Source organism: Treponema sp. (assembly GCF_045657965.1).
In the GTDB taxonomy this organism is placed as follows: Bacteria; Spirochaetota; Spirochaetia; order Treponematales; family Treponemataceae; genus Treponema_D.
In genome coordinates this window covers 1-10,320 of record NZ_JAZOUG010000289.1, presented here as the reverse complement: position 1 = coordinate 10,320, position 10,320 = coordinate 1, and the positions used below count along the sequence as shown (strand labels likewise).

Genomic DNA, 10,320 nt, shown 5'->3' with positions numbered 1-10,320 from the left:
CCTTGCAGAATCCCAGTACTATTGCAAAAATTATCGCAAAGCACTGGAACTTTTTTTGTTTGTAGAAGATTTTTTTCCAGAACTGTCAAAAAAATGGATAGATTCTACTCTTGATTTTTATCAGATTCCAGTAAATTAATTTTTAAGTCCTCGAATCAGTTGAATTATTGCTGGAGTTTTTATCAGCCCCATTTCGCGTGCATCAAGTTTCTTTTGTTTTTTTGCATTTTCATCTTCAGGTAAGATTCTGCTTCCATTTTCGCCGGCAGCAGGTGCAGTTGATGAAATCTGGCTGTCTTCCGCCGATTTTTCATCAGGCCTGAATTTTACAAGGACTTCATCACCTACATTTACACGGTCATAAAATCCATTCTGTTCTAAGGTTCCCTCTGAAATTTCTTCACCTGCACGAGTGATTTTTATGGTACCAAGAAGATTTTTTTCTTCATACGTAACGCCAAGACCTTTATCGTTAGTTACAATTTTGCCGGCTTTAATCACGTCAAGGACAACATCCTTTTTCATTCCTTCAACGCTTCCCAAATCAACTAAAATTTGATTTACACTTCTCTGAATAATTTTTCCTCTCACAGGAAGTATATCCAGAAGTTCACGGCGGAATGCACGAACAATTGATGAAAATTTATCATTTCCCGTTCTGAAAGATGAAAATTTTGCAGTTTCAGTACCAGTTCTTGCTGAATAAACCGTTGCACTTAAAGTAATTTCACGTTCACTTTCATCCAGATAAAGAAGTACAAAATAATCAAGATTATTTTTGCGTGCAAGCCGGTAAGCTTCTCCATATCCTGAAACAGTCTTATTTTGAAGTTCAACAGCTGTTGAAGCAATACCTGAAAAAGAATCTGCACACATATTTGCTGTTATTTCTTCTGCATCGCAATGAAGAAGCTGTACAGGTGATTTTGTGTAATAAAGACCTACATGCCATCTTGTTTTATCAAGATAAAAAGGATCAACATTCCACTTAGCAGCAAGCGAATATTTCATCAATGACTCATAAGCTTCAATAGTGTCATTTACAATTTTCTGCTCTCTGGTCAATGTTTTTTTGCTATCAGAAGAATTTCCTGCATTTTTTGTTTCAGATTTTTCTTCATTTTGTTTTATGAATTTAAGCTGATTCAGATAATTTTCATTTAAGCCTGTTCTTCCCAGATTTTCAGCAAATTCCGCTCTGGCTTTATCATCATAAGGATTAATTTTAAGTCCCCGCTGGTATTCATAACGGGCTTCTTCCCCAAAAAAAGATTTTGAAAATTCCCTTGCTTTCTGAAAATGATAATTTGCAAAAAGAGCCCTGCCAGAATCTTCAATCGGAAGATTTTTAGTGACAAGGATTTCTGCCGCAGCTCTCATTACCTCATCATAAGGATTAACTGCAAGAGCATTAGTCCATGTTTCAATTGCGTTTTTCCATTCACCTTTTTTATTTTGGGCAAGACCTTTTAAATACCAGGCCTCGGATGTTTCACGATTTTTAGAAATTAAATAATCACATAAATCAATTACATCATCATATTTTTTTTGAGAATAAAGAATTGAAGAAAGAAGAACATAAGCCTTAATATAATCCGGATTTATCTGAACAGCAGCTCTTGCTTTTTTTTCTGCATTAGCAAACTTCTGCTGCTTTGCTTCAAGATATGCAGCTAAGTAATGAACTTCTGCCTCACCTGAATGATAACGTAAAGCCTGTTCAATATATTTTGAGGCATTATCATGATTTCCAAGTTCTTCACTTATTAAGGCAAGTGACAAAAGAGCTTTACGGTTATTTCCCTGACGCTTAAGTGCATCTTCATACTGATTTTTAGCACCAATAAAACTGCCTGTAAACAAATCAAGTTCAGCAAGACCAAAACGGGCATTAACATCATTCGGATATTTCTTCAGGATATCAGTAAATACAGAACGGGAATCATCCAGGCGTCCAAGCGCAATTAAAATCAGGCCTTTAAGATTTTGAATATCGGTACGATTTTTTGCGTATTTTTCAGCTTCTTCAAGATAAGTAAGAGCAAGAGAATAATCGCCGATTGCATAAGTAACTTCGGAAAGATGGAACCACGCTTCTCCATATGAAGGATTTACCTGCAAAGCCTGCTGAAAATCTTCACTCGCACCATAATAATCTTCAACCGACTGTTTTTGAACACCATTTTCAAAAAGACGCAGTGCACCGGCATTCTGAGAAAAAGCTGAGCTTCCAATAAGAAAAACTGCAATAACAGCAAAAAACTTTGAAATCGATTTCATATCCTTTCAATTATCGGCACTTTCAGCAGGCTTTTTTATTAGTTTTATAAGATTTACCCTGTGACCTTCCATATCCTGTACAATAAAATCATAATTCTCATATTCGATTTTCTCGTATTTAACAGGAATCCGTCCGAATAAATCAAGCACAAATCCGCCGAGTGTATCAAAATCTTCAGTTGGAAAATGAGATTCAAGAGCTTCATTTAAATCATCCAGATCTACCCGTGCATCACAAAGCCATACATTTTCACCAATTGAAACTATATCTTCTTTTTCATTGTCAAATTCGTCCTGAATATCACCTACAATTTCTTCGATAATATCTTCCATACAGACAATACCTGAAATGCCGCCATATTCATCGATTGCAATCGCAATATGCTGATGTCGTCGTTTAAATTCCCGTAAAAGAGAATCTATTTTTTTTGATTCAGGAACAAAATATGCTTTTTTTGTAATTTTCTGCAGGTCAACTTTTTCTTTTTTACTGAAAACTTTAAGAATATCCTTTACATAAAGGATTCCAGTTACATTATCAATTGATTCGCTGTAGACTGGAAAACGGGAATGTCCGCTTGCAGCAATTTTTTCGAGCAGTTCTTCTTCGCTTGTATCGATTGAAATAAAATCAACATCAATTCGAGGAATCATAACTTCTTTAACAGTCGTTTCTGAAAGATCCTCGATACCCTTAATCATGTCATTTTTCTCTTCAATGAGAATTTCTTCTTGTGCCCGATCCAGTTCAGAAGATTTTTCTGCCCTGGCGGCGTTACTGGAGTGATAGTCCTCGTCTTTTTTCTTACCAAACTTAAATAGTCCCATAATTTTTCCTTTTTTATATTAAATTTATCTCTTCAAATTCTTTAAGTGTTTTTTCCTGAAGAACAAGCATTTCATCAGTTGGAGTAACACCAGATTCAATGTGTTCTTCTCCATGATCATAGCCATTCAAATGAAGTACTCCATGAATCAACAGACGTTTCAATTCTTCGTTTTCACTCACCTTAAAATATTCTGCATTTTTAGGCAGGGTGTCAAGTGAGACAGCAATATCACCTGCCTGAAGCCAATCACCTTCTTCATCAGTATATTTTTCACCATTTTCAAATGAAAGAATATCTGTCGCAGAATCAATATCACGGTAATTTTTATTTAATTCCTGAATATATGAATCATTACAGAAAAGAATTGAAATTTCTTCTCCATCGAGATTCAATTTATTAAGAACAGCCTGAACATAACCTTCAATTTTTGCTTCATCAAACCATGAAGGAAGAGCCAAATCTTCCTGTGCTGAAATTAAAATTCGATTTGCCATTAGTTTTTCTCCGGATTATCAGATAATTTTGTTTTATCTTTTTCTGAGCTGAAAGATTTTTCAGTTTCTGTACCGTCCTGTGCATCAGGATCTTTCTGATTCTGATATTTAATGCGGCCATGATAATAAGCAGCCAGAATGCGGACAAATATATCACGAATTTTTGTGAGTTCTCCAAATGTAAGTGCAGAATTATCAAGCTGACCGCTTTCAATTTTACTGTTAATAAGTTCCTGAATAAATTTTTCAAGGCGCTGTGCTGTAGGTTTTTCCAGAGATTTGCAGGCGGCTTCACAAACATCAGCGAGCATGACCACTGCACTTTCTTTTGAAGAAGGCGGATTACCAGGATAAGCATAATCTTCAGGAATTACATTTTCATCTTTTTCTTTAGCTTTGTTATAAAAATATGTAATAACAGAATTACCATGATGCTCTGCAATGATATCGATAATACTTTTTGGAAGTCTGAGCTGATGAGCCTTTTCAACACCAAGTTTTATATGACTTTTTATTACCGAAACAGAAAGGGACGGATTCAAATCAGTATGCTTATTTTCTGTATCAATATTGTTTTCCGTAAAATATTCAGGATGTTCCATTTTACCGATATCATGATAGTAAGCACCGACACGTGCTAAAAGAGCATTTGCTCCGATTTCTTTACAGGCGTTTTCTGCAAGCTGAGCAACCATCATACAATGCTGATGAGTACCGCTGGCTGTCAGAAGAAGTTTGCGTAAAACCGGAGCATTCTGATCGCTTAAATCCATAAGACGGAAAACAGACGCAGTATTCATGATTGATTCAAGCGGTGTTAAAAATCCCAGAACAAGAATTCCTGATAAAAATCCGTTCAAAGCAACGCCAGGGAAAACAAAGACTGCATCATTAAAATCAGAATTGAACATTACCTTGAAGAAAACAATGAAAACAACATTCAGGACGGCCTGCATTAACGAAGCAAAAACCATATCAATTCTGCGTTCGATTTTCATAACGATTCTTGAAGATGAAACACAGACTGCAAGAGTAAACAAAGCCGGAACAATCTGAAAAGAAGAAGCTCCAAGCACTCCTAAAGAAAGTAATGCTGAAAAGAATATTGCAGACGTCTGACCAAAAAGAATTGCAACAAGAAAAGCAGAAAAAACAGACGGAATCATAACAGGCAGTGTAAAAGCGTTCTGGAAAATTGCATTTTTCATTCCAAACGAAGAAGCAAAAAATACGATTACAAAAAGCACACATTCTAAGATAACTTCTTTAACTTCTGCTTTTCGTTTTAACAGAACCGGATTAAAAAGCACAATCCAGAGAACAGATACTAAAATTATGTAAAGAATTTTATCGCAGAAAGCCCGGTAATTTACATAAACCGGGGAGTCAGCCATTTTTTGAAGTTTGAAATACTCTTCTTCAGTAATAGGAAAGCCTTTACGAATGATTTTTTCACCTTTTTCAATAGCAACCGGATACAAGGCATCTTCATTTAAGGATTTTGTCGCATAAATTGTTTTATCTGCAACCTGTCCTACTTCATATTCATCGATTGCAAACGAAGCCATTGTTTCTGAAGTGTTTGCATCATACCACAAGATTGCCGTTACAACTGCAAAAGTAAGAAAAAAGGCAAGAATATAATGCCAGTTTTTTGATATAAAAGAACTGACCAGATTAAATAATTCAGAAACAGCACTTTTTTCGTTATTTTTTTCTTTACTCATCGTTTACCTCATTTGAATACGCCTGAACGATTTTTTTAACCAGAGCTGAACGAACTACATCGCCTGCTTCCAGATGAACCATGCTTATTTCCGGTATTTCAGAAAGAATATGCATGGCATGAACCAGTCCGGACTTCTGCCGTTTTGGTAAATCAATCTGCGTAACATCACCAGTGATGAAGACTTTTGAATTTTCTCCCATTCGGGTAAGAAACATCTTCATTTGTTCACAGGTTGTATTTTGTGCTTCATCCAGAATGACAGCACAGTTATTTAAAGTACGTCCCCTCATATAAGCAAGAGGCGCAACTTCAATTATACCATTTTCTGTAAGTTTATGCACTATTTCCCGCGGAAGACAGGCATTCATGGAGTCATACAATGGACGCAGATAAGGATTTATTTTATCTTCTAAATCACCCGGTAAAAACCCCAGACTTTCACCGGCTTCTACAATCGGACGCGTAAGAACAATTGAATTAACTTTTTTAGAAAGAACAAGAGAAAGTGCTTCTGCAACAGCCAGAAAAGTTTTACCGCTTCCTGCAGGGCCTTCTGCAAATACCAGATTATTTTTTCTGAATGCTTTTATAAGATTAAGCTGATTTTTTGTCTTGGGATATACTTTACGCGTACTGCCGGGTATAGAAACTGCATATTTTCCAGCATTAAAAGATAAATCTGTATTACCGTCAACAAAACCAGTATTTAAAATTGAATGAATCAAATCAGATGATGACTCGCCGGATTCTGAAATTTCATCAATAATTCTGTCGATAATAAATTTAAATTCCTGCTGAATGCGAGGATCTTCTTCTTCAATGGAAATTTCATTTCCACGTGTAAAGACCGGAGTACCGATATGCTTTTCAATGAGTTTTAAGTTGCTGTCGTTTGTGCCGCATACCCGGGAAAGAAGTTCGCCGTCTGAAAGCACAATTGTATATTCAGAATTCACTTGTTTAATTGTAATATCAAAACAGAAATCGTGCAACAAACTTATTCTCCGGTTTTAGTTTCAGCTTTATTTTCAATTTTTGCCATTGCTTTCAAAATCTTTTCTGACCATAAAGCAAGTTCTTCTGAAAGTTTTATTTCTTCTTCGTCTGGACTTCCCTTTAACAAGATTTTTGAATACGCTGAATAATCAGAAGCAATTGCCGGCGTATTTTCTGCATCTTTATCGTATTTTAAAGCATTTTGAATTGCAGAAAGTGCTTCTGATTTTTTTCCTGCAAGAGAATAAGAACGGGCAGCACAATACCAGTCCAGACCGATTTCAACTAAATATCGTTCTTTTGTATGAATTTTTGCGGCTGCCTCAAAATTTTTCTGTGCCCCGGAATAATCCTGAACAGCCAGACAGACATCACCTTTTGTTCTGAAACTATAGGCGTAATAATAAGGGTCTTTTGAAATATAAGACTGGGCATTATCCAGAACAGAAAGAAAACTTCCGGCTTTTTCTGATGATAGTTTTTTACCGTTAAGTTTAAGTTCATTTTCAAGCTGAATCCGGACTTCATATACAGAACACAAATTTATTAAAACTTTTTTATCCTGAGAACGGCCTGCAAGTTTACGGGCATTCTGAAGAAGAATTTCTTTTTCACTTTTCAAAAATGAATCTTCATCGGCATAAAAATCCGGAACAGCAATTTTAAAGACAATCCCGCTTAAAAAAATCTTACACAGCAAATCAGTATTATCAACTGAAAGGGATATATTATAAGCAGAATTCAATAAATCATAAGTGCGGGCATATTTTCCTTCGATTATGCTGTTATTTGCTTCTTCAAGCTGCGAATAAGCAACATTACTGCCGTCTGAAACAAGCATAACTCTTTCAGGCGAAGAAGAGCATGAAAAAAACAGGCCGGCAATAATTAAAGAAAGAAAAATATTATGTTTCATTTTTAGAAATCCTCACTCCTCAACTGGGTTGTAGAAGGCTTACCGGTTGTTCTGTCCGGTACCCCACCACGGATAAGAGGATTATTCTTGATACCTGTCAGAACATCCTGCGCTTCCAGAAGTACTGAATTTAACTGTATTAAAGCAGAATCAATTTCCGGTGAAACATTTCCGATCAGATTGTCTGCATTTGCAGCAATTGAAGAAAGAGCTGTTGTGATAAGCGAAATATTTTCAAGGACTGTATTCAGTTCAGAAGACAAAGATGGGCCAAGCAGAGCAGGAACAGCACCATTTTCAGAATTTAACTGATTTGTTAAGGTTGAAAGATTTTTAGTAATTTCGTTTATATTTGAAACAACCTGCTTAACAGGTGTATTACCTTTTCCCTCAAGTGCAAAATTTATGTTATGGAGAAGTATATTAACATTGTCCATAATGACAGATACTTTTTTCATAAGAACACCGATTGAATCTTCCTGACTTTCCAGACGGATTTTTTTAGATTCAATTATTTCACGGGCTGAAAGAGAATCTATACGGTAAATTTCAGAATCAGCCGGCAAAAGCTCAGGACCTTTTCCCGGATGAAAAACAAAAGAAGAACCAAGGCCAATCGGACTGGTTATTAACTCAACCAGAGAATTTTCTTTAACATAATCTGCATATTCAGCAAGCACATAATATTCAACTCTGACACTTGAGCCTTCAAGCTTAACACTTTTAATTTTTCCGATTGAAAAGCCTTTATAAGAAACATCCATACCAACGGAAAAACCTGAACCGGATGTAAAATATGTATAATAAAGATTTTTTTTAACAAACCAGTTTTTACTTGCTCCCATAAAAAATATAAAAAGTATAAGGGCTGCAATTGCAAGCAGTGAGAAGAATCCTACGATTTGATCTGCATAACGAATTTTAAATTTCATTTTTTACTCTATTTTATTCAGTTAACAAACCTTCTTCAATAACATAAATATGACCTGAAAGAGCTGTTATAAAATATGAATTATGACTGACATAAATAACAGTATTTCCATCAGAAATAAACTTCTGCAATAATTCCATAATTACTGCAACACCTTTCCTGTCTAAAGATTCTGTACACTCATCTAAAAACAGCACCTCCGGTTTATTAATCAATGCACGTGCAAATGCAATTTTCTTTTGTTCTCCCATTGATAAATCTGTCGGGCGAAGATTCAGAGACCTGTCATATTTTACAATTTCGCAGACCTCCTGAATCTGTTCAATGCGTTTTTTTTCCGATAATTCAGGATGATGTGTCTGCAAGGGAAGATTTAAATTCTGAAGGATATTTTGATTTGCCAGCAGGGCTGAATCCTGAAAAACAAAAGCACAGCGCCGTCTGAAATTCATATTTCTTGCATTATTCATAGTCTGAATATCATTACCATTGAATAAAACCCTGCCTGAAGACGGAACTAAAATACCGGCAATAAGCTTTAAAAGGGTGGATTTTCCACAGCCGGATTTTCCTGTCAAAGCAGTAACCGAGCCTTTTTCGATTGTTAAACTGATTCCTTTTATTATCTGACTGGTACGTGAATTAAAAGCTACATTTTCAACATCAAAGAGTGCCATTGTTAATCTCCAGAATCAAAGCATAAGGGAAAGAATTACAATCACAACATCAGCTAAAATAATTCCTAAAAAAGATTTTGTTACTGCCTGAATTCCGGCAATTGGTATTTCAGTAGAAGCACGCTCAACGTTAAATCCATAATAAGTTGCCGTAATTGAAATAATCATTCCGAAAACTAAACTTTTTATAACTGAAATTACGATTGTCATGACTGAAACTGTCTGTAATAAATTTGATACATATCCGGAAGCTGCAACAGGACTTACAAACTGAGCTATAAATGCAGGTCCAAGCATTCCGCAAAAAGCAAAATAGAGATTCAGGAAAAAGACAGAAAGGGTTACGCCTATAAACCTTGGAACTACAAGATAATTTATTGGATCTATTCCATAAGAAACAAGGCTTTCAATCTGATGGGAAGTAACCATTCCGGCAAGTTCTGTTGCAATAGCTGTTGCAGAACGGGCAGTAACAACAAAAGCAACCAGAACAGGCCCAAGTTCCTGCATGACAATCACTGTAATTAAGTTGTAAATTAAAGAAGTTTGTCCGACAGAAAGCAAAAAAGAATAACCTATTATGTATAAAGCAGAACCTAAAGCTGCAGAAAGAACAACAATAATGGAAAGAGCTTCAATAAATGTAAAAAGCAGCTGCATGACTATGATTTTACGCGCAGCCTTCATTTTTTTTATAAAACTAAAAGAAGATTTAAAAATTCTTCCGATGTAGCCTAATGTATAAGGAACAGCAGAAAAAGATGAAATAACTCTTTTACCGACTTTTTGAAACATAAGAAAATTATAGCATGAATCATTTTTTTTTGATAGAATTATTTATATGAGCTTAAAGAGAACTTTATTCTCAATTTCACTGTTATTCTGTCTGATTTTAAATTTTTCTTCCTGTAATTCAACAAATAAACTTGAAAAAAACGAAATTTTCCAGAAGAGTTCTAAAAATTCTTCTGTTTCGCCTCTGACTCTTCTATTTGCAGGCGATGTTATGGCTCATAAACCAAATTATACAAATACAGATTTTAAAAGAATCTGGCGTGATGTAAAACCCTTAATCTCTTCTGCAGACCTTTCTTTTGCAAATATTGAAGCACCAGTTGCAGATTCCCTTCCGTGGAGCACATATCCGCAGTTCAACATGCATTCAGAATATATAGAAGCAGCTGTTAATGCCGGTTTCAATGTTTTTTCACTGGCAAACAATCACACAAACGACCAGTACCTTGAAGGTATCAAAGCTACAAAAAAGTATTTCGACAGCCGTAAAGGAATCTGGGCATGTGGCCTTAAAGAAAAATCAGGGGAACCTCTCACATATAAAATCATCGAAAAAAACGGCTGGAAAGTGCTCTTTGTCGCAGTTACAGAAATACTAAACAGAAACGACTTTGCTTCATACATAGACTTCTATCCTTCAACCGGAAAAAAACGTGAACAACTTATAGAAGA

At 35.5% G+C, this 10,320-nt stretch carries 10 protein-coding genes; 1 reads left to right on the top strand and 9 read right to left on the bottom strand.

Going from position 1 to position 10,320, the window contains the following annotated elements:
• Positions 1-135: 135 nt before the first annotated feature.
• Genes ACKI5B_RS10990 through ACKI5B_RS10950 form a run of 9 tightly spaced genes read right to left on the bottom strand, consistent with a single transcriptional unit; the run spans position 136 to position 9,648 of the window.
• Positions 136-2,280, bottom strand: coding sequence for a tetratricopeptide repeat protein (locus tag ACKI5B_RS10990; protein WP_407428693.1), 2,145 nt, complete (start codon positions 2,278-2,280; stop codon positions 136-138).
• Positions 2,281-2,286: 6 nt separating this feature from the next.
• A complete protein-coding gene (locus ACKI5B_RS10985; protein WP_407428695.1) occupies positions 2,287-3,111 on the bottom strand; it encodes a hemolysin family protein in 825 nt (274 codons plus the stop codon).
• Positions 3,112-3,121: 10 nt separating this feature from the next.
• Entirely contained in the window at positions 3,122-3,604 is a 483-nt protein-coding gene (gene ybeY, locus ACKI5B_RS10980; protein ID WP_407428691.1) for an rRNA maturation RNase YbeY, read from the bottom strand.
• Positions 3,604-5,331, bottom strand: coding sequence for an HD family phosphohydrolase (locus ACKI5B_RS10975; protein ID WP_407428689.1), 1,728 nt, complete (start codon positions 5,329-5,331; stop codon positions 3,604-3,606). Before ACKI5B_RS10975 ends, ybeY begins: the two co-directional genes overlap by 1 nt.
• Positions 5,324-6,289, bottom strand: a complete 966-nt coding sequence (locus tag ACKI5B_RS10970; RefSeq protein WP_407428687.1) for a PhoH family protein — start codon at positions 6,287-6,289, stop codon at positions 5,324-5,326. Before ACKI5B_RS10970 ends, ACKI5B_RS10975 begins: the two co-directional genes overlap by 8 nt.
• Before the next feature lie 41 nt (positions 6,290-6,330).
• Positions 6,331-7,245 (bottom strand): hypothetical protein, encoded by a 915-nt coding sequence (locus tag ACKI5B_RS10965; RefSeq protein WP_407428685.1) that lies wholly within the window; start codon positions 7,243-7,245, stop codon positions 6,331-6,333.
• A gap of 2 nt (positions 7,246-7,247) precedes the next feature.
• Complete coding sequence (locus tag ACKI5B_RS10960) at positions 7,248-8,177, bottom strand: MlaD family protein (RefSeq protein WP_407428683.1); 930 nt, start codon at positions 8,175-8,177, stop codon at positions 7,248-7,250.
• Between the two features lie 13 nt (positions 8,178-8,190).
• Positions 8,191-8,853, bottom strand: coding sequence for an ATP-binding cassette domain-containing protein (locus ACKI5B_RS10955; RefSeq protein WP_407428681.1), 663 nt, complete (start codon positions 8,851-8,853; stop codon positions 8,191-8,193).
• Positions 8,854-8,868: 15 nt separating this feature from the next.
• A complete protein-coding gene (locus tag ACKI5B_RS10950; protein WP_407428679.1) occupies positions 8,869-9,648 on the bottom strand; it encodes an ABC transporter permease in 780 nt (259 codons plus the stop codon).
• A 46-nt stretch (positions 9,649-9,694) separates the two neighbouring features.
• Here ACKI5B_RS10950 and ACKI5B_RS10945 point away from each other — a divergent pair.
• Positions 9,695-10,320, top strand: a 626-nt coding sequence (locus ACKI5B_RS10945) for a CapA family protein (protein WP_407428677.1), incomplete at its 3' end; no start/stop codon positions are given.

Coding starts and splice junctions, on each gene's coding strand:
- ACKI5B_RS10990 (WP_407428693.1), bottom strand. CDS start 2,280: ATGAAATCGATTTCAAAGTTTTTTGCTGTTATTGCAGTTTTTCTTATT.
- ybeY (WP_407428691.1), bottom strand. CDS start 3,604: ATGGCAAATCGAATTTTAATTTCAGCACAGGAAGATTTGGCTCTTCCT.
- ACKI5B_RS10975 (WP_407428689.1), bottom strand. CDS start 5,331: ATGAGTAAAGAAAAAAATAACGAAAAAAGTGCTGTTTCTGAATTATTT.
- ACKI5B_RS10965 (WP_407428685.1), bottom strand. CDS start 7,245: ATGAAACATAATATTTTTCTTTCTTTAATTATTGCCGGCCTGTTTTTT.
- ACKI5B_RS10960 (WP_407428683.1), bottom strand. CDS start 8,177: ATGAAATTTAAAATTCGTTATGCAGATCAAATCGTAGGATTCTTCTCA.
- ACKI5B_RS10955 (WP_407428681.1), bottom strand. CDS start 8,853: ATGGCACTCTTTGATGTTGAAAATGTAGCTTTTAATTCACGTACCAGT.
- ACKI5B_RS10950 (WP_407428679.1), bottom strand. CDS start 9,648: ATGTTTCAAAAAGTCGGTAAAAGAGTTATTTCATCTTTTTCTGCTGTT.